This is a genomic window from Tautonia plasticadhaerens (assembly GCF_007752535.1).
In the GTDB taxonomy this organism is placed as follows: Bacteria; Planctomycetota; Planctomycetia; order Isosphaerales; family Isosphaeraceae; genus Tautonia; species Tautonia plasticadhaerens.
The window spans coordinates 8,079,383-8,097,301 of the sequence record NZ_CP036426.1; the positions used below are offsets into that span (position 1 = coordinate 8,079,383).

Below are 17,919 nucleotides of genomic sequence, written 5' to 3' on the forward strand. Positions count from 1 at the left end.
GCCCCCCGCCGCGTCTGCCGAACGCCCTGCCCCCCGTCATCCCCCTGCCCCGGAGCCCCGCATGGATCCGCACCAGACCTACGAGAACCCGCTGATCACCCGCTATGCCTCCGCCGAGATGGCCGGGCTGTGGTCCTCGCAGCGGAAGTTCTCCACCTGGCGGCGGCTCTGGGTCGCCCTGGCGAGGGCCGAGCGGGAGCTGGGGCTGGACATCTCCGAGGGGCAGATCGAGGCGATGGAAGCCCGGGTCGAGGACATCGACTTCGAGGCCGCCCGGCGCTACGAGAAGAAGCTCCGGCACGACGTGATGGCCCACGTCCACGCCTTCGGCGACGCCGCCCCGGAGGCGAAGGGCATCATCCACCTGGGGGCCACGAGCTGCTACGTCACGGACAACACCGACCTCATCCTCCTGCGGGACGCCCTGGGGAAGGTCCGCGACCTGCTCGTCGGGTCGATCGACGCCCTGGCCGTCTTCGCCGAGCGGTGGAAGAAGGAGCCCTGCCTGGGGTACACCCACTTCCAGCCGGCCCAGCTCGTCACCATCGGCAAGCGGGCGACCCTCTGGTGCCAGGACCTGATCCTCGACCTGACCGAGGTCGAGCGGCGGGTCGCCGACCTCCGGTTCCTGGGGGTGAAGGGGACCACCGGCACGCAGGCGAGCTTCCTCGACCTGTTCGACGGCGACCACGCCAGGGTGGAGGAGCTCGACCGCCGGGTGGCCGCCGAGTTCGCCTTCGACCGGGTCTTCCCCGTCACCGGGCAGACCTACCCGAGGAAGCTCGACTCCCTCGTCCTCTCCGCGCTGACCGCCCTGGGCGAGAGCGCCCACCGCTTCGGCAGCGACCTGCGACTGCTCGCCCACGAGCGGGAGCTGGAGGAGCCGTTCGAGGCCGACCAGGTCGGCTCCTCCGCGATGGCCTACAAGCGGAACCCGATGCGAGCGGAGCGGATGTGCTCCATCGCCCGGTTCCTGATGGCCCAGCAGGCCGCCGCCGGCCAGACCGCCGCGACCCAGTGGCTCGAACGGACGCTGGACGACAGCGCCGTCCGCCGGATGGTCCTGCCGCAGTCGTTCCTGGCGGCCGACGCCTTGCTGACCTTGTACCTGAACGTCGTGCCGGGGCTGGTGGTCCGGCCGTCGGTGGTGGCCCGGCACGTCGCCCGGGAGCTGCCCTTCATGGCCACCGAGGCGATCCTCATGGCCGGGGTCCGGGCCGGGGGGGACCGGCAGGACCTCCACGAGCGGATCCGGATCCACTCCATCGCCGCCGCCGACGCCCTCAAGCAGGGGGCCGATCAGAACGACCTGCTCTCCCGGCTCCAGGGCGATCCCGCCTTCTCCGCCGTCGACCTCCACGCCACGCTCGCCCCCCGTCGCTTCATCGGCCGCTGCCCGAAGCAGGTCGACGCCTTCCTCGCCGATGAGGTCGAGCCGATCCGCCGGCGGTATCCGGGCCTGATGGGGCAGCACCAGGAGGTCCACGTCTGACCCGGAATCGGCCCGGTGCGCCCCGGTGCGCCGGGCCCGATCGCCGGGAGTCCCTTCGGACAGAACAGGTTACGCCGACCCAAATGGCTTCGCTCCGCGCGGCGCACCGGAGCATTGGCTTCGTTTCGCGCGAGCGATCCGGAGTGGTCCTCCGGGCCCGGACCCGCGCCGCCCTCGACCCGGGGGGAGGCACAGCGGAGGGGGGTGGTGCGCCGGTCCTTGATGGCTCGGTGCGCGACGGTGCGCGACGGGCAAACGGCCGATTTTCCTGATCGGCCACCGAGTTGCGTCAAACCAATTGGCTTCGCTCCGCGCGGCGCACCCGGAGCATTGGCTTCGTTTCGCGCCGGACGGGGTCGGCCCGGTCGTCGCGTCCGGTTTCGGGGCACGGATCGGGTCCGCTGCGCGACGAGGAGGATGGGAGGAGAGGGTCCAGGGGCCTTCTTCGTCCTCGATGCCGGATGGATTGTCAAAGAGGCCGTCCCGGGCACCCTCCCCCGGCAGGAGGATCGGCGACCGGGGACGACGAGGGGCGGCCCGAGTTGCGAGGCCCCATACCGATATCATCGTGGCGAAGCGGCCCGTCAGTCACAAGAAACGGGGCGGGGCCGGAGAATTGCCCGAGGAGGGGCCGGCGGGGCGATCCGGGAGGCGTAGGGATGTCGGGGGTTCATCCCGGATTCGTCCGTCGAGGGGGGGGCCGGCCGGCAACGGCCGGCGACGATGGGAACGGCCCCGAGTCGAATCCCCCGACGGGCCCCGACCCCGGGCCTGCGCACCGGGGGTACGCCGGCGGGGCCCCGAAGATCGAGGTCGGGGTGTGATGCTGGGGGGGCGACGGGGAGCGTCCCGGGCGACTCGTCGCCCGGGACGTCCAGGTTGGGCGGATGGGATCGCCCGGTCGAGTCACCTCGAAGGAGGCCGCAACGCCGATCGGCCGGTCTTCTCGACCGGGCCGATCGGCCCCGGCTCGGCGGGCGAGGGCTCCTACGGCTCCTCGGTCGCCTCCGGCACGATCGACCCGGCGTCCCCGGCGGGATCGTCGGGGGCGGGGGGCAGGTCGGGGTTCGGCACCGATTCCGGCGAGGCCGGATCGACGGGGGGCAGGATCCCGATGCCGGGGTCGCTCGTCGCCTCGCCGGAGGGGTCGACGGCCTCGCCCGGCGTCCCGGGCGTCGGGGCCGGTTCCTCCAGGGTCGATCCCGGAATCCCCTGATCCAGGGACTTGAATTCCTCGGGGCTGAGCTGGTTCTCCGGGGGGACGTCCTTCGTCCAGTCGGGTTCCTCCGGTGCCAGGCTGCCCGGGGGCGGCGCGGGCGTCTCCGGCTGGAGGCCGTCCATCCCGTCGTCGCAGCCGACGAGGGCCACGGCCAAGGCCAGGCCCGTCCATCCGATCCCCCGGGCCGGGACCGGCACGAGGGACGCCTGGTTGCGCTCTCGCATCTCATCCTCCTTCGATTCGTCGGAAGGCGACGCGGTGGGCGCACGTCCGATCGCCCGGGTCACCTCCTCGGGGGCATCTCCGACCTCGGGGCGGGCGGGGTCTCGAAACGACCGACCTCGGCGCCCCGATTCGGCCTGTCGTCCGTCGGGGGACCCACGGGCATATGTGGTGCCAAGGCGAGCGGAGGCCCCACGCCCGGGGAGGGGGACGCACTCCGGTCCGGGACGGCACCTCCCCGGCCAGGGCGAAAGCGACGAACGGGCCAAGGAGGATGCCCGCCCGGGGTGGCGGGAGGGACGGGACCAACCGATCAGCACGGTCGATCGACGATCAACCGAGCAAGTAATCCTGCTCGAAGACGTCTTCCCAGGAGAGGGCCGAGACCTCGGCGTCGCGGTCCATCTCGGCCTCGGCCTCGTTCCGGGCGAGGCGGAAGCAACCCTCCCAAATCGATTCGAGCACGTCCCGGTCGAGGCTCGGCGTCTCGTCCCGGATCTCGGCGATCTCGGCTCGGGCGTTGGCGATCGTCGCGACCCAGCTTCGGGAGCGGCGGTCGGGCTGCGTCTGCCATTTGATGACGTGGGACATCAGGCGGATCAGGTGACTGCGGAGCGCCCGCTTCTCGGATCGGGACAAGGCGTCGATCAGCTCCTGGATGCCGGCGTCGGCCATGGCCAGGTCCCCATGCCGCATCGCCTCGTGGACGGCGACGGCGGTCCGGTAGTGGGAGGACGCCGCGAGGTCGTGCCAGTCGATCGGGGCGTCTCCCGGGGCCATCGTCGTTGATCTACCTGAGGGGAGGAATCGGGCCGCCCGCTCAGACGCGGGAGGCCTGACGGGCCTTGCGCAGGCGCTTGAGCTGCTCTCGGCGGCGGCGCTCGGAGGGCTTCTCGTAGTAGGCCTTGCGGCGCATCTCCTTACGCAACCCACTCCGCTCGCAGAGCTTCCGGAAGCGGCGGACCGCATCCTGGATCGATTCGCCGGCACGGACCCGTAACTTCACCACGGTCGAGGCCTCCCCATCGCGGGTTCTCGGAGGATCGGGGTCGGGCGATTGGTCCGGATCGTCGATAGCTCGGATCGGATCGCGGCCGACCCCGCTCGCCCGGATGGCGGGGCCGACACCGGGGCCGCGAGGCGCACCGGCAAACCGGGAGTGTACCATGCACCGGGGACGATTGCCAAGCCGGGGCTCCGGGGAAGATCCGGATCTCACGCGGGGCCCAGGGCCGCGGAGGAGCCGGGGGAAGCGGAGATGGATTGTCCTTCAGCTCTCCCCGCGGGCACTCGCCCTGCGGGCGATCCCCCCCATGCCGTCGAAAAAAAAGGCCGGGCCGGGCCGCGTCTCCGGAAGGACGCGACCGACGGCCCGGCCAACATTGCGGGTGGGGCAATGCCGAGATTCTAGGAAGAAGGTGACGATCAGGCAAGCAGGTCGTCGACCTTGGGGAGCAGTTTGGTGAAGTCGAGGCCGTTGGGGCAGGCGTGGCGGGCGGCGAGGAGGTCGGCGCCCCGCCAGTCGCGCTGGGCGTCGGAGAGTTCGGCGTAGAGGCGACGGGCCTCGGACTTGTAGCCGTGGTGCTCGTGGTAGGTGAGGTATCGGGTGAGGTCGCCGAGGGGGGCGGCGGTGCCGGCGGCCCGGGAGCATCGGCCGTCGCAGTCGGCGCAGAGGGTCATGCCGTGGGACCGGCAGGCGTCCCGGAGCTGGTGGATCTGGGAGAGCGTCAACGGGCCGGACGCGCCGTAGTCGAGCACGGCGGCGACGTTCTCGCGGATCTGGTCGGTGTTGCGCATCGAGACGCAGGTGGTGGTGATGCGCTCATCGGACCAGATGGCCTGGAGCAGGCCCTGATAGGGGGTGAAGCCCTTCTCGGCGAGCACGCCGACGCGATCCCGGGCCTCGCCCAGGGGGTCGATGCCGGGCTGGTCCCAGCCGCTGAAGGTGCCGGCGACCTGCTTCATGGAGATCAGGCCGATGCCCTTCTCGAAGCAGGCGTCGAGGGCCCGGTTGAGGGGGTCGTCCCGCTCCAGCCAGGGGGTGAACTGGAGCATGATGGCGTCGACGAAGCCGCCCTCGGCGGCGTTCATGATCTGCTGGGCCCGGGTGGCGTCGTGGGTGGAGAAGCCGACGAACTTGACCTTGCCGGACTTCTTCAGGGCCTCGGCGGCCTCCTTGAATTCCTTCGACTTGGGCCAGTCGACCTCGGTGCCGCCCAGGCCGTGGACGAAGTAGAGGTCGAGGTAGTCGGTCTTGAGGTCGGCGAGCCGCTCGTCGACGGAGCGGAGGAGGTCCTTCGGCTCCCGGGGGTGGTCCTTGGTGACGAGGAAGATCTCCTTGCGGACCTCGGGCATCTGCTGGAGCCATCGGCCGATGGCGGGCTCGGATCCGTAGGACTTGGCCGTGTCGATGACGCGGACGCCCTGGGAGTAGAGCACGCGGAGCAGGCGGTCGAGGCCGGGGGCGCGCCAGGTCCCCGCGTCGAGCATGGTCAGCTCGACGCCGGTCTTGCCCAGCGTCCGGGTGGGGAGGGGCTCGGCGGCCCGGGGCGCGGGCATCGGCGAGGCGACGGCCGATCCGGCGCCGGATGCGGCGATCGCGGCGGCGCCGGCCTGGAGGAAGGTGCGACGATCGATCCCGATGCGGTCGTTCCGGGGGGTCTGGTCTGCCGACATGGCGGGGGGGGACTCCTGGTGGGTCGGCTCGGGGCGGATCGGGTTCCGTTCCGGTTGCGTCGTCTCTGGGGATGAAACTACGCCCGGAGGGACCGGGTGTCGAGCGGATTCTCCCGGTGGGGATGTCGATCGCGCCGATCGATCCGGCCGCCCCCGGCCCGCGTCGAGGGCCGACGCGGGCGGGGCAGGGTGGGGCCGGCTCAGGCGTCGGTGGCGGCGCCGGCGCCGATGGGGACGTCGATCTCGCGGTACTGCCGATGGGCGCCGAGCAGCTCCTCGCGGTAGACCGAGACGTCGCCGGGGGCCTCGATGCCGAGGCGGACCTGGTTGCGGTCGATCTTGACCACGGTGACCACGATCCCGCCGTCGATGACGATCTTCTCGTTCAGCTTGCGGCTCAGGACCAGCATGGGAACCCTCCGTGTCTTCTCGTGTTGGTGAGCCGTCGGATGACTGGAGACCCGAGGCTACGTTGCGGCCCGCCGGGGGGTCGGTTCCATTCTCCGACCATCACCTCGGCGTACGAAATAGTCTAACGCACCGACGGTGCCATTGCCGACACGGGGGATCGCAGGTCATGCCCCAAGTCGGGACGAGACCAAACTTTAATCTTTTTTCCGGATTTCGACGGGTTGGCCCGACAGGGGTGATTTTGTACAGACCGACCCCGGAATCGCCCCCAAACGTTCCCCGCGATTCTCAAAACTGCCAGGCGGTGCGCGCGGGATGAGAAGCGAGGTACGCACCCCGGGGTCCGGGGGGGTGACGGGGGGCGATCGCGGTGGTCGATCGGGAGCCGGTGCGGTCACGGGGCTTCCCGCCGGGGCGGGGATGGGAACCGTCGCGGGATCCGACGCGCCATTCCGCCCGGGGGGGGATTCGGGCACAATGGCGGTCCCGTGCCCGGGGGACGACCGGGTCGGTCGGCAGGTCGGGGGGCCGTCGTGGCGAAGCGTGGGACGCGATGGAAGGGGCCGGCGATCCGGGGGGCGAAGCTCGTCCTCGGCGCGCTGATCGTCTGGATGGTGGCGAGGGCGCTGGTCGGGGCCTGGGACGACCTGCGTGCCTACGGCGAGACGATCCGGCCGAGCGGGGCGTGGCTGGCGGCCTCGGCGATGCTTTACCTGCTGGGCCTGTCGAGCTTCGGGGTCTTCTTCGCCCGGATCATGGGCCGGAGCCGGACGCCGATCGGCCTGGGGGTGGCGCAGCGGGCGTACCTGATCGGGCACCTGGGGAAGTACGTGCCGGGCAAGGCGATGGTGGTGGTGCTCCGGGTCGGCCTGGTGGTGCCCTACGGGGCGAGGGCGGCGACGGCGGCGTTCGCCACCTTGTATGAGACGCTGGTGATGATGGCCTCCGGGGGCGTGATCGCGGGGCTGGTCTTCCTGCTCTGGCCGGGTCCGCCGATCGAGATCCCGATGGGAGGGGGGAGGTCGGTGGCGGCTCCCCTGGCGATCCTCTCGCTGGGGATCGGCCTGCCCCTGCTGGTGCTGGCGACCCCCCGGATCTTCCCGAGGCTGGCCCTGGCCGTGAGCGTGCCGTTCCCGGGGGTGGGTCGGGAGGCCCTGCCGGGGTTCTCGGCGGGCCTGCTGCTGGAAGGGCTGGCGTGGTCGCTGCTGGGCTGGGTGCTCCTGGGGCTGAGCCTGGTGGCGACGGTGCAGGCGATCGACCCGGGCAGCCTGCCGGCCTCGGGCTGGCCGCCGGCGGTCGCGGCGGTGGCCCTGGCGACGGTGGCCGGGTTCCTCGTGGCGATCTTCCCGGGGGGGCTGGTGATCCGGGAGGCGGTGCTCACCGCCGCACTCGGGCCGACGCTGGGGGCGGAGCCGGCGATCGTGGCCGCCCTGGTGCTGAGGCTGGTCTGGGTGGTGGCCGAGCTGGGCTGCTCGGGGGTGCTGGCGGCGCTGAGGCCGTCGAGGCCGGTCGAGGCCGATGCGGAGTCCCTCGCCCCGGTGCCGGCCTCGGCGTCGGGCCCGTCCCCTTCCTCGTCCCCGTCCGGTCCCACCGAGCCATGATCAGCTTCGTCATCCCGGTTTTCAACGAGCGAGAGAGCCTGTCGACCCTGCTCGACGAGCTGTCGAGGGCGGTCGAGTCCAACGGCCTGGGGGAGGCGGAGTTCATCTTCGTCGACGACGGCAGCCGGGACGGCTCGTGGTCGGTGTTGAAGGGGCTGTCGGCCCGGGACGCCCGGGTGAAGGCGATCCGCTTCCGCCGCAACTTCGGCAAGGCCGCCGCGCTGACCGCCGGATTCGGCGAGGCCGCGGGGGACGTCGTCTTCACCCTCGACGCCGACCTGCAGGACGACCCGGCCGAGATCCCCAACTTCCTGGCCAGGCTGGGCGAGGGGGACGGGCTGGACGTGGTCAGCGGCTGGAAGCGGACGAGGCACGACCCCTGGCACAAGGTGCTGCCGAGCCGGGTGTTCAACCGGATGGTCAGCGGCATGACCGGCGCCCACCTGCATGATCACAACTGCGGCTTCAAGTGCTACCGGTCCGAGGTCCTCCGGGAGGTGTTCATCTACGGGGAGCTGCATCGGTTCGTCCCCGTGCTGGCGCACGCCCGGGGGTTCCGGGTCGGCGAGGTGGAGGTGAAGCACCGGGCCCGGCGGTTCGGCCGGTCGAAGTACGGCTTCTCCCGGTTCGCCAAGGGGTTCCTGGACCTGATGACCGTCCGCTTCCTGACCCGATACGGCCAGCGTCCCCAGCACCTGCTCGGGGTGGCGGGGCTGGTGCTGTTCTCAATCGGGGCGGCGGTGATGGGCTACCTGGCCGTCGCCTGGGTGGTCGACCACTGGATCCGGGGGGAGGACCACCCGATCGGCACGAGGCCGCTGCTCATCTACTCGACGGCGCTGCTGGGGGTGGGGACGCAGCTGATCTGCCTCGGCGTGCTGGCCGAGCTGATCACCTCGTACAACCTGCGGGCGGAGGACACGTACAGCGTGGCCGAGCGGGTCGGCCAGGACCCCGGCGCCGGCGCCGGGGACGGCGTCGCCGGGCGGTCGGGCCGGGACCCGGCCTCGCGGCCGAGGTGAGCCGGACGCCCCCCGCCCTTCGAACCCGACGACCGACCGAGAGGACCGCGACCCGATGTCGTACCCCGAGATTCCCGAGACGGTGGTCATGGATCCCGACGACCCGATCCGGCCGAAGCCTCCCGGGAGGAGCCCGACGCGGGAGGCCGTCGGGCAGATCCTGATCGCGGCCTCGGTGGCGCTGGCCCTGGGGGCGACGCTCAAGCAGAAGGCGATGATCAGCGCCAACGACATCTCCCGGTGGTGCACCGTCTGGGCCCTGCTGGAGCGCGGGACCTACGCCATCGACGAGTGCCCCTGGCAGCTCGGCACGCAGGACAAGGTGCTGCTCACCGAGCCCTTCCCCACCGAGGGGGAGGAGCCCTCGAAGAAGTTCTATTCGAGCAAGCCCCCCCTGCTGCCCACCCTCATCGCCGGGGCGCTCTACCCGGCGAGGGCGCTCACCGGCGTGCCGCTGGACGCGAAGGTCGAGCAGCAGCGGTCGCGGCGCAAGGAGGTGCAGAGCCTCTCCGACACGCCCCCGGAGGACCCGAGCAAGATCCTCAGCGAGGACCCCGAACGCGGCTATCGGGTCGTCGACGTGACCCCCGACGAGCCGGCCGAGTGGCCGGTGCAGGTGCTCTACTTCAACCCGGTCGTGGTCCTGCTGAACGTGGTGCCGCTGCTGGTGGCGCTGGTCCTTTATGCCCGGCTGCTGGACCGCTACGCGGGGAACGACTGGGCCTGGTTCCTCTCGATGGCGGCGGCGGGGCTGGGGACGAACCTGGTCATCTTCACGACGACGTTGAACAACCACACCGTCGCCGCCTGGAGCGCCTTCTTCGCGCTCTACGCCTTCCTGCGGATCTGGGACGACGGGGAGCGGCACTGGGGCTACTTCGCGGTCGCCGGGTTCTTCGGGGCCTTCTGCGCCTGCAACGAATTGCCGTCGGCGCTGTTCGGCGTGCTGCTGTTCCTGCTGCTGGCGGTGAAGGTGCCGGGCAAGACGCTCTCGGCATTCGTGCCGGCGGCGCTGGTGCCCGTGGCGGCACACTTCGTGACCACGTACCTGGCGATCGGCGAATGGGCGCCGGTCTATGCCGCGTTCTCCGAGGAGGGGCCGGACTCCCCCTACCGATACCCGGGCTCCTACTGGCTCAGCCCGCTGGGGATGGACTGGTACGACCTGAACCCGGAGCCCTGGTGGCAGTACCTGCTGAACCTGCTGGTCGGGCACCACGGCATCTTCTCGCTGACGCCGGTGTTCCTGTTCTCCTTCGCCGCGATGGTGCGGAGCGTCCTCGGGCTCGACCGGCGGCTGCGGACGCTCTCGGGGCTGACGCTGGTCCTCTCGGCGGCGATCGTCGCCTTCTACACCTGGCAGACGCACAACTACGGCGGCTCGACCCAGGGGGCCCGCTGGCTGTTCTGGCTCTTCCCGTTCTGGCTGATCCTGCTGCCGATGGGGCTGGAAGGGGGCCAGGACCGGCCCTGGCTGCGCCGGCTGACGCTGGCGGCCCTGGCCTTCGCCGTGTTCAACACGGGCTACGGCCTGCAACAGCCGTGGAGCCACCCCTGGATCGTCGACGCGATCGAGCACCTGGGGGTGCTCGACGTGAAGCGATAGCCGGCAAGGCCGGGCCGGCCGTCGGGGTCGACTCCCGACGGCCGGCCGAGGCCCGGGGCGATCGCGGATCGATCAGGCCAGGGGCCGGGCGGCGAACCGGCCCGGCCGCAGGGGGTTCGAGACGCTCGGCCAGAAGGCGGAACCGTCCTGGGCATCGCCCCGATAGAAAGCCACGATCCGGAGCCCGGCCAGCGGGGGAGTCGTGGACAGCGTGGCCACCCCGTCGACGACGGGGGCCGAGGCGAGCAGCCTGCTTCCCGCGAAGAAGTCGACCCGGCCGCCGGGGAGGTTCGAGTGCGAGGCCCGGCCGGAGACCCTGGCTTCGAGGACGAGGGATCGCGCGTCTCCCGGGCCGACGAGCCGCCCGGTGAGCCGGGTGGCGGTGGCCGGGGGCTGGTACTCGAAGGCCCCCAGGTCGGCCGACCGTCCGATGACCCGCCCGAAGCCCGGGCCCCGGGCGTCGGTGGCCGAGGCCGATGCGGCCCCCGCGCCGGCGTCGACGGCCGGGCTCCCCCGCAACAGCGCCATCGTGGGGACGAGGCCGCCGTTGTCCTGGAGCGGGCCGAGCCTCGGGTTGATGTTGAACGGCCGGGCCCCGGCCCACGAGGCGCCGCCGAATCGCTGGTAGCCCTGCACGATGTTGCGGCCCGCCGTGAACACCTGCGCCGGGCCGCTCGCCCGGTTGTTGACCACCGCGGCGTTCCCGGCGACGGATCGGGAGAGGATGCTGTTCTCGATCCGGAGGGCCGCCGAGGCGGGGCGGGGGGCCGTCCCGGGCTCGGCGAAGAGCGAATTCGAGGAGACGTCCGACGACGAGGAGGGGGGTGCCGCCCCGTCCGGCAGGTTGCCGAGGGAGAGGTTGTAGACGGCGTCGCCGCCGCTCGACGAGGTATTGGACGCCACCGTGCTGGAGGAGATCGAGACCGAGCCGTCGAGGTTGAAGACGGCCCCGCCGAGGCCGTCGCCGCTCTCGGAGCCCGTCTGGGTCCCCTGGTTGGCCCCGGTCCCGCCGCTGGCGGAATTGTTCGAGAGGGTGCTGTTGGTGATGACGGCGTCGCCGTAGAAGTTGAAGATCGCGCCCCCCATGCCGGCCCCGCCGCCGCCGGCGAACAGGTTGCCGTCTCCGCCGCCGAAGCCGCCGGGGCCGGCCGCCCCGCCGTAGACGGTGTTGGCGCCGCCCCCCCCGCCGCCGAAGCCGCCCCCGCCGCCGGAGGTGCCGCTGGCGCTCGGCCCCGAGACGCCGTTGCCACCCCCCCCGCCACCGAAGCCGCCCCCGCCGCTCTGGCCGCCGCCGCCGCCGCCGACCCCGCCGCCGCCGGTGTCATTGCCGCCGATGCCGAAGGGGCTGCCGCTCCGGCTCTCCCCCCCGCCGTTGGAGCCGGCGCCGCCCCCGCCGTCGCCGCCGAGGCCGCCGCCGCCCGGGGAGTCGTCCTTGACGACGCCCGAGTCCTCTCCGGTGATGGTCGCGTCGATGACCTGATAGACCCCCGCCGTCCCCCCGAGCCCGCTCGAACCGCCGCCGCCGCCGCCGTAATCCCCGGACGGGGCCCCGCCGGGCTGGGTGAACCCGCCACCGCCTCCTCCGGCCTCGGTGCCACGCCCCGAGGAGACGCCGCCGGCCCCGCCGAAGGTGGTGGGGAAGTCCGGGCCCATGTCGCCGCCGCCGCTGTCGCCGATCGAGTCCGTCCCCATCCCGCCGCCGCCGTAGCCGCCGCTGCCGGCCCCCGTGACGCTGCCGCCCTGGGCGAGGTTGCCCGTCAGGGTGACGCCGTCGAGCACGAGCGAGCCCATGTTGAAGATCGCCCCGCCCGCGCCCAGGCCGCCGCCGCCGAAATTGCTGCCGCCGCCGACGGCAGAACCGCCCTGGAGGGTGAGGCCCTGGAGCGTCAGCGACCCGGCCGCCGGGCCGTTGGCGACGTAGCCGCCCGAGACGAAGAAGAAGCGGGCGGGGAACTGGGGGGCCCCGGCCAGCACGGCACTGTTGCCCTCGATCGTCAGGTCGTTGGCGATGGCGGGCAGGTAGTTCGGCCCGAACCAGGAGTTGGTGATCGGGTTCTCGCCGGAGGCGCCGAAGTCGTAGGTGCCGGCGGACAGCTCGATCGTGTTCGACCCTCCCACGGCATTGGAATCGTTGATGGCCTCGGCCAGGCCCGCGACGTCTCCCACGGGAACGGAGAAGGTCGCCGGCACGTCCCGGGCCTCCAGGCATTCCAGGCCGGGGTGGGGCCGGCCCTTCCGTCGGCCCGGGGCGGCGAGGGCGGGGCGAGGTCGCCGGGATCGGAGCAGTCGGGCGAGCGTCATGGGTGGTGAGTTCCTGGGTCGTTGATCGCCGTGGGGTCGATTGGAGGCGGCCCGTCCTCGTCCGCCGGCCGAGCGGCCGGCATCGGACCCGCCCGGGCCTGCCCCGGGATCTGGGTCGGGCATCGAGGAGTGGTGCGAGGTATTCGCCAGCCACGCACCCCTGCCCGGACGCCGCCGGTTCTCGGAACCCTAGGTCACGGTCGGCCGTCCGGACTCGGCACCGGCCTTGAGGCCGGGCCCCGGGGCGGACGGGGTCGCCGGCCTCGCCCTCGGGCTCCTCGGCCGGGCGGCGACATCCCGGGCCGGTCGATGCCGAGGCGGGCCCGAGACCGAGGCGGGCGACGCGCCGAGTCCCGCCGGCCCGGCACCGCCCGGTAGGGGCCCGGGGCGATGGCTCCGGCTGGTGGGTCGACGGACCTCGACGCACCGGCTAGGCTGACCTGGGGCCGACGGCCGACGATCACGCCGGACCCGGCCGGCCTCGGCCCCGGACGCGGCCAATCCTCCCCGAAGCACCCCGAATCCAGGAGAGCAGGGACATGAAACCGATCCCACGTCGGAGCTTCCTGAAAGGATCGATGACGGCGGGCCTGGCGCTGGGGATGCCTCGGCTGATGCTCGGCGCCGGCTCCCAGGCGGGCAGCCCCAATGACGCGGTGAATGTGGCGGTGATCGGGCTGGGGTCGACCACGGCGGTCGGGGGCGTGGGAGGCCGGGGCCACCAGCTCATCGGCCGGCTCCGGGAGATCCCCGGGGTGAAGATCGTCGCGCTCTGCGACGCGGACCAGGAGCACCTCGACCGCGAGCTCAAGGCGGCCCGGGACCACGGGGAGACGCCCGCGTCGTATCGCGACCTCCGCGAGGTCTTCGACGCGCCGGACGTCGACGCGGTGGTGATCGCCCTGCCGAACCACTGGCACGCGCTGGCGACGGTCTGGGCCTGCCAGGCGGGCAAGGACGTCTACATCGAGAAGCCGTTCTCGTACGACCTCTGGGAAGGCCGGCAGATGGTGGAGGCGGCCCGCAAGTACGGCCGGATGGTCCAGGTCGGCACCCAGAGGCGGTCGAGCCGGTTCCTCGCCGACGTGTTCGGACGCCTCGACGGCGGGGAGATCGGCGACATCCGGTTCGCCCACGCGCTCGTGTACCGGCCCCGCGAAAGCCTCGGGACGGTCGAGACGCCCACCCCGCCGCCGCGCACCGTGGATTACGACCTCTGGTGCGGCCCGGCCCCGAATGAGCCGCTGATGCGGAAGCAACTGCACTACGAGTGGCACTGGTTCTGGGACACGGGCAACGGCGAGATGGGGAACAACGGCATCCACGTCATCGACATCTGCCGCTGGGCCCTGGGGCAGGACCGGACGCCCCCCCGGGCCATGAGCATCGGCGGCCGGTTCGCGTTCCACGACTGCGGCGAGACGGCCAACACCCAGATCGCGCTGCTGGACTTCGAGCCGGCCCCGCTCATCTGCGAGGTCCGCAACGTGAGCGCCGGGAACGAGGCGTTCTCGACGGGCAAGTTCCGGGGCCTGAACGGGGGGATCGTGATCGACTGCGAGGGGGGCTACTTCGCGGGAGACTCCGGCGGCGGGGCGTTCTACGATCGCCAGGGGAAGAAAATCGAGGATCTCGGCGAGGGCGACGACGCCGGGGCGCTGGAACGGGCCCACCTGTCCTCCTTCCTCGACGCCGTCCGCAGTCGCAAGGCCGGCGACCTGACAGCCGAGCCGATCGAAGGTCATCGCTCGACGGCCTGCTGCCACGTGGCGAACGTGTCGCACCGGCTCGGCTCGCGGGAATCCCCCGAGGCGATCCGGGAGGCGACCACGGGCAACGCCGAGCTGGCCGACGCCTTCGAGCGCTGCCGCTCCTACCTGAGCGAGAACGGCGTGGACCTGGACGAGACCCCGGCCACCCTCGGCCCCTGGGTGACCTTCGACGAGGAGAAAGGGCAATTCGTCGGCGACTTCGCCGACGCCGCCAACAAACTCTCTCGCCGGGACTACCGCAAGCCGTTCGAGGTCCCCGACCTCACCTCGGGATGATCGTGCCGACCCCGTACGGCGGCGCCCCAGACGATCTCGCCCGGCCGCTTCGCCTCCCCCTGGATGGGGTCTCGGGGCGGCCGGGGTGGCTGGGGGCCGCGCAGCGGCCCCCGGTCGGCGGCATCCTGAACTGGGGGCCGCTGCGCGGACCCCGACCACCCGAAACGTCGGTCATCCGGGCGATCCGGCACGAGCGAGGAGGACGGCTCTCTTGCCCTGCCGAACCCCGCCGAACAGGGCCGACCGCACCTGACCCGAACCAACCGTCGGGGCCAGGTCGTCGGGAGCCTGCCCGCGCTTATTGGGTTGGGAAGCGGATTCGTACCGGCGGCGTCCCTCGGCCCGTTCGGCCGACGCGACGATCGATGAAGGGGACGACGCCGGAGGGATCACGAGTCTCGCCTCGGCCAGGGCCGGGTCCTCCGGGCCGGGAGCCGGGCAGCGGGACCGGACGCTTGCGATCGGCGACGGCATCGGCGAGGCTACGCCGATCCTCGGGTCGACGTCCGACCGGCACCGATCCGATCCGCCCCCGAATCCGATTCCCCGTCCATCCAGCCCACGGTGCCCCGTGCCCCCGACCGACGACCATCCTCCCGGGGCCGACGCCCCCGCCGGCGCCGCCGGCCAGCCTCACGACGACGAGCACCCGGACCTGATCTCGGCCCACGCGAAGGCCGGGCTCCGGCTCTTCGCGGTGTACCTGGCGCTGTACGGGGCGTTCGTGGGCGTGAATGCGTTCGCTCCCGGGGTCATGGCGAGCCGGCCGACCGGGGGGCTGAACCTGGCGGTGGCGGCGGGGCTGGGGCTGATCGTGGCGGCGGCGGTGCTGGCGCTGGTGTACATGGCCCTCTGCAAGCGGATCGCCGACCGGCACCGGGCGGGGGGGGGCGGGCGATGATCTACGAGCCGACCTGGATCGCCGTCGCCGTCTTCGCCGCCTTCGTGGCCGGGGTGCTCGGGCTGAGCGTCTGGCTGGGCCGGAAGGCGAAGTCCTCCGGCGGCTACTTCGCGGCGCACGGGGAGATCCCCTGGTTCGTCAACGGCGTGGCCTTCGCGGGAGACTACCTGTCGGCCGCCTCGTTCCTGGGCATCTGCGGGATGATCGCCTTCTCGGGCTACGACGGCTTCCTCTACTCGATCGGCTACCTCGCCGGCTGGGTGGTGGCCCTGTTCGTGGTGGCCGAGCCGCTGAAGCGGCTGGGTCGATTCACGTTCGCCGACGCGCTCAACAGTCGATACGACTCCCGGGGGATCACCCTGGCCGCGGCCCTTAGCACGCTGGTGGTCAGCATCTTCTACCTGATCCCCCAGATGGTCGGCGCCGGGACGCTGGTCAAGCCCTTGCTGGGGCTCTCGCACCAGGCGGGGGTGATCGCCGTCGGGGCGGTGGTGGTGTTGATCGTGGTGACGGCGGGCATGGTGTCGACGACCTATGTGCAGTTCATCAAGGGGGCGCTCCTCGTCCTCTTCTGCGCCGTGCTGACCGTCGCCATCCTCCAGCGCGGCCTGACGACCCGGCCGGCGGCGGCCAACACGCCCTTCCAGGCATTCGAGACGACCACGATGGAGGAGTTGCGGGAGAATCCCGGGCTCCGCATCCTGCCCGAGACCGGCCCCTGGCGGGACGAGCCGTTCGTCCGGGCCGAGGACTCGGGCACCGGCCTCGTCACCGTCTGGCGGGAGCTGGACGGCGGGCTGCTGGCGAGGTCGCAGACCTTGACGGTGCTGCCCGACGGGTCGAGGCTCGCCAACGGCTTGCCGCAGGGCAAGGAGGAAGGCCAGGCCGACCTGCTCGCCGTCGGCCAGGTGATCGAGCTGCCGGGGGGAATCGAGCGGACCGGCCCGCTCGGCCCGTTCTCGTTCCTGACCACGGTGCAGGACAGCACGATCGCCATCTGGTCCAACCGGATCCTCCGGGAGGACGACGGGACGACGGTCACCGTCTATTTCCCCCAGCCGACGAACGGCAACGACGTGCTCGTGCCCGGCGGCAGCTCGACCTTCAAGGGGATCCGGGGCGACCGGCTGGCGGACAAGCTCGACTTCATCTCGCTGATGCTCGCGCTCTTCGGCGGCACGGCATCACTCCCTCACATCCTGATTCGCTATTACACGGTGAAGGACCAGAAGGCGGCGAGGCGGAGCACGGTGGTCGGGATCGCCTCGATCGGCTTCTTCTACGTGCTGACGCTCTACCTCGGCCTGGGCGCCATGACAGGTGGGGTGCTGGACCCGACGAATTCGAACATGGCCGCCCCCCTGCTCGCCCGGAGCTTCGGCGAGCTGCCGTTCGCGATCATCTCGGCCGTGGCGTTCACGACCGTGCTGGGGACGGTCAGCGGCCTGATCCTCGCCGCCAGCGGCGCCGTGGCGCACGACCTGATGGAGAACGTCTTCCGCCTGACCATGACCGACCGGGCGAAGGTGAGGGCGGCGAAGGTGTCGGCGGTGCTGGTGGGGATCGCGGCGATGGGGCTGGGCATCGCGTTCGAGAAGCTGAACGTCAGCTTCCTCGTGGGCTGGGCCTTCAACGTGGCCGCCTCGGCGAACCTGCCCGCCCTGATCATGCTCCTGTTCTGGCCGAAGACGACCAAGCGGGGGATCGCCGCGGCGATCGTCGTGGGAATGCTCACGTCGCTGGGCTGGATCCTGCTGAGTGCCCAGGCGTATCGAGATGTCTATGGACTGCCCCCGGAGGACTCGTTCATCCCCTTCAGCCAGCCGGGCCTGGTGACGATCCCGCTGGGGTTCCTGGTGCTGGTGGCCGTCTCGCTGCTGACGCAGCCGAAGGGCGGGCCAGCCTCAAGCGACGACAACTGACGGGGATACCAGTGCAAGTCTGTCCCCTCGTCACGCGACGCTCGGCCGAGATTCGTTGCGCAGCGTGACGACGGGATCGGGGCTCTCGGGAGGCACGGGCAGCGACCTGCCTCTGAGCAGCTCGACGTGCTCCCTCATCCCCCAACGCGCCTGGTAGAGGCAGTCCTCGACCGAGTGTCCGACGCCGGTGAATCCCTCCAGTTCGGGGGAATAGAATCCGAAAAACGTCGGGTCCTCGGTCGCCTCGATGACCAGCGAATATGGCAAGTCGATCATGGAATACGCCTCATGGCATGTCGATGCCGGCGGCCTTGAGGATCGCGCGCATGGTACCGACCGGGACCTCGCGTGAGCCGTGGTAATCGACCCGGACAAGCCTCGGCCAGCCGTCTTTGCCGTAGTAACGAATCGATCCCTTCTCGCGGATCAGTCGAAACCCATGTCCCTGGAGCAGCCGGACCATCTCGTTGAAGGACACATCGTCGCTCCTACACGGTC

Annotated in this window: 15 protein-coding genes; 7 read left to right on the forward strand and 8 right to left on the reverse strand. The window is 71.6% G+C overall.

The features are described from left to right. Positions 1–61: 61 nt before the first annotated feature. A complete protein-coding gene (gene purB / locus ElP_RS32110; RefSeq protein ID WP_145277262.1) occupies positions 62–1,492 on the forward strand; it encodes an adenylosuccinate lyase in 1,431 nt (476 codons plus the stop codon). Between the two features lie 987 nt (positions 1,493–2,479). On the opposite strand, the gene ElP_RS32115 is transcribed toward purB, so the two are convergent. The 5 genes from ElP_RS32115 to csrA all read right to left on the reverse strand — a co-directional run bounded on the left by ElP_RS32115 (position 2,480) and on the right by csrA (position 6,019). After that, entirely contained in the window at positions 2,480–2,935 is a 456-nt protein-coding gene (locus ElP_RS32115; protein ID WP_145277264.1) for a hypothetical protein, read from the reverse strand. A gap of 331 nt (positions 2,936–3,266) precedes the next feature. Further along, on the reverse strand, positions 3,267–3,713 hold the full coding sequence (locus ElP_RS32120) for a DUF29 domain-containing protein (protein ID WP_145277266.1): 447 nt from the start codon (positions 3,711–3,713) through the stop codon (positions 3,267–3,269). Between the two features lie 40 nt (positions 3,714–3,753). Further along, positions 3,754–3,942: a 30S ribosomal protein S21 gene (gene rpsU, locus ElP_RS32125; RefSeq protein ID WP_126723855.1), complete on the reverse strand. Its 189-nt coding sequence runs from the start codon at positions 3,940–3,942 to the stop codon at positions 3,754–3,756. Positions 3,943–4,358: 416 nt separating this feature from the next. Next, a complete protein-coding gene (locus ElP_RS32130) occupies positions 4,359–5,609 on the reverse strand; it encodes an aldo/keto reductase (RefSeq protein ID WP_145277268.1) in 1,251 nt (416 codons plus the stop codon). Between the two features lie 200 nt (positions 5,610–5,809). Continuing rightward, on the reverse strand, positions 5,810–6,019 hold the full coding sequence (gene csrA, locus ElP_RS32135; RefSeq protein WP_145277270.1) for a carbon storage regulator CsrA: 210 nt from the start codon (positions 6,017–6,019) through the stop codon (positions 5,810–5,812). Between the two features lie 534 nt (positions 6,020–6,553). Here csrA and ElP_RS32140 point away from each other — a divergent pair. Genes ElP_RS32140 through ElP_RS32150 form a run of 3 tightly spaced genes read left to right on the forward strand, consistent with a single transcriptional unit; the run spans position 6,554 to position 10,249 of the window. Next, positions 6,554–7,621: a lysylphosphatidylglycerol synthase domain-containing protein gene (locus tag ElP_RS32140; protein ID WP_145277272.1), complete on the forward strand. Its 1,068-nt coding sequence runs from the start codon at positions 6,554–6,556 to the stop codon at positions 7,619–7,621. Continuing rightward, positions 7,618–8,643, forward strand: a complete 1,026-nt coding sequence (locus tag ElP_RS32145) for a glycosyltransferase family 2 protein (RefSeq protein WP_145277274.1) — start codon at positions 7,618–7,620, stop codon at positions 8,641–8,643. Before ElP_RS32140 ends, ElP_RS32145 begins: the two co-directional genes overlap by 4 nt. Positions 8,644–8,698: 55 nt before the next feature. Continuing rightward, on the forward strand, positions 8,699–10,249 hold the full coding sequence (locus ElP_RS32150) for a hypothetical protein (RefSeq protein WP_231749342.1): 1,551 nt from the start codon (positions 8,699–8,701) through the stop codon (positions 10,247–10,249). Between the two features lie 72 nt (positions 10,250–10,321). Here the strand turns inward: ElP_RS32150 and ElP_RS40840 are convergent, their stop codons facing one another. Further along, positions 10,322–12,550, reverse strand: a complete 2,229-nt coding sequence (locus tag ElP_RS40840; RefSeq protein ID WP_197446538.1) for a choice-of-anchor Q domain-containing protein — start codon at positions 12,548–12,550, stop codon at positions 10,322–10,324. Between the two features lie 539 nt (positions 12,551–13,089). Here ElP_RS40840 and ElP_RS32170 point away from each other — a divergent pair. The 3 genes from ElP_RS32170 (at position 13,090) to ElP_RS32180 (ending at position 17,421) form a co-directional block, all read left to right on the forward strand. Then, entirely contained in the window at positions 13,090–14,598 is a 1,509-nt protein-coding gene (locus ElP_RS32170) for a Gfo/Idh/MocA family protein (RefSeq protein WP_145277278.1), read from the forward strand. Positions 14,599–15,169: 571 nt separating this feature from the next. Next, positions 15,170–15,499 (forward strand): DUF485 domain-containing protein, encoded by a 330-nt coding sequence (locus ElP_RS32175; RefSeq protein ID WP_231749343.1) that lies wholly within the window; start codon positions 15,170–15,172, stop codon positions 15,497–15,499. Beyond that, positions 15,496–17,421, forward strand: a complete 1,926-nt coding sequence (locus ElP_RS32180) for a solute symporter family protein (RefSeq protein WP_145277280.1) — start codon at positions 15,496–15,498, stop codon at positions 17,419–17,421. The genes ElP_RS32175 and ElP_RS32180 overlap by 4 nt, the downstream gene beginning before the upstream one ends. A 30-nt stretch (positions 17,422–17,451) precedes the next feature. On the opposite strand, the gene ElP_RS32185 is transcribed toward ElP_RS32180, so the two are convergent. Beyond that, positions 17,452–17,697 (reverse strand): type II toxin-antitoxin system HicB family antitoxin, encoded by a 246-nt coding sequence (locus ElP_RS32185; protein ID WP_145277282.1) that lies wholly within the window; start codon positions 17,695–17,697, stop codon positions 17,452–17,454. 10 nt (positions 17,698–17,707) lie between these two features. Then, positions 17,708–17,899, reverse strand: coding sequence for a type II toxin-antitoxin system HicA family toxin (locus tag ElP_RS32190; RefSeq protein ID WP_145277283.1), 192 nt, complete (start codon positions 17,897–17,899; stop codon positions 17,708–17,710). Positions 17,900–17,919: the final 20 nt, after the last annotated feature.

Bases quoted from the DNA above. Each gene is read 5' to 3' on its own strand.
- purB (WP_145277262.1), top strand. From the start codon at position 62: ATGGATCCGCACCAGACCTACGAGAACCCGCTGATCACCCGCTATGCC.
- ElP_RS32115 (WP_145277264.1), bottom strand. From the start codon at position 2,935: ATGCGAGAGCGCAACCAGGCGTCCCTCGTGCCGGTCCCGGCCCGGGGG.
- ElP_RS32120 (WP_145277266.1), bottom strand. From the start codon at position 3,713: ATGGCCCCGGGAGACGCCCCGATCGACTGGCACGACCTCGCGGCGTCC.
- ElP_RS32130 (WP_145277268.1), bottom strand. From the start codon at position 5,609: ATGTCGGCAGACCAGACCCCCCGGAACGACCGCATCGGGATCGATCGT.
- csrA (WP_145277270.1), bottom strand. From the start codon at position 6,019: ATGCTGGTCCTGAGCCGCAAGCTGAACGAGAAGATCGTCATCGACGGC.
- ElP_RS32145 (WP_145277274.1), top strand. From the start codon at position 7,618: ATGATCAGCTTCGTCATCCCGGTTTTCAACGAGCGAGAGAGCCTGTCG.
- ElP_RS32150 (WP_231749342.1), top strand. From the start codon at position 8,699: ATGTCGTACCCCGAGATTCCCGAGACGGTGGTCATGGATCCCGACGAC.
- ElP_RS40840 (WP_197446538.1), bottom strand. From the start codon at position 12,550: ATGACGCTCGCCCGACTGCTCCGATCCCGGCGACCTCGCCCCGCCCTC.
- ElP_RS32170 (WP_145277278.1), top strand. From the start codon at position 13,090: ATGAAACCGATCCCACGTCGGAGCTTCCTGAAAGGATCGATGACGGCG.
- ElP_RS32180 (WP_145277280.1), top strand. From the start codon at position 15,496: ATGATCTACGAGCCGACCTGGATCGCCGTCGCCGTCTTCGCCGCCTTC.
- ElP_RS32185 (WP_145277282.1), bottom strand. From the start codon at position 17,697: ATGATCGACTTGCCATATTCGCTGGTCATCGAGGCGACCGAGGACCCG.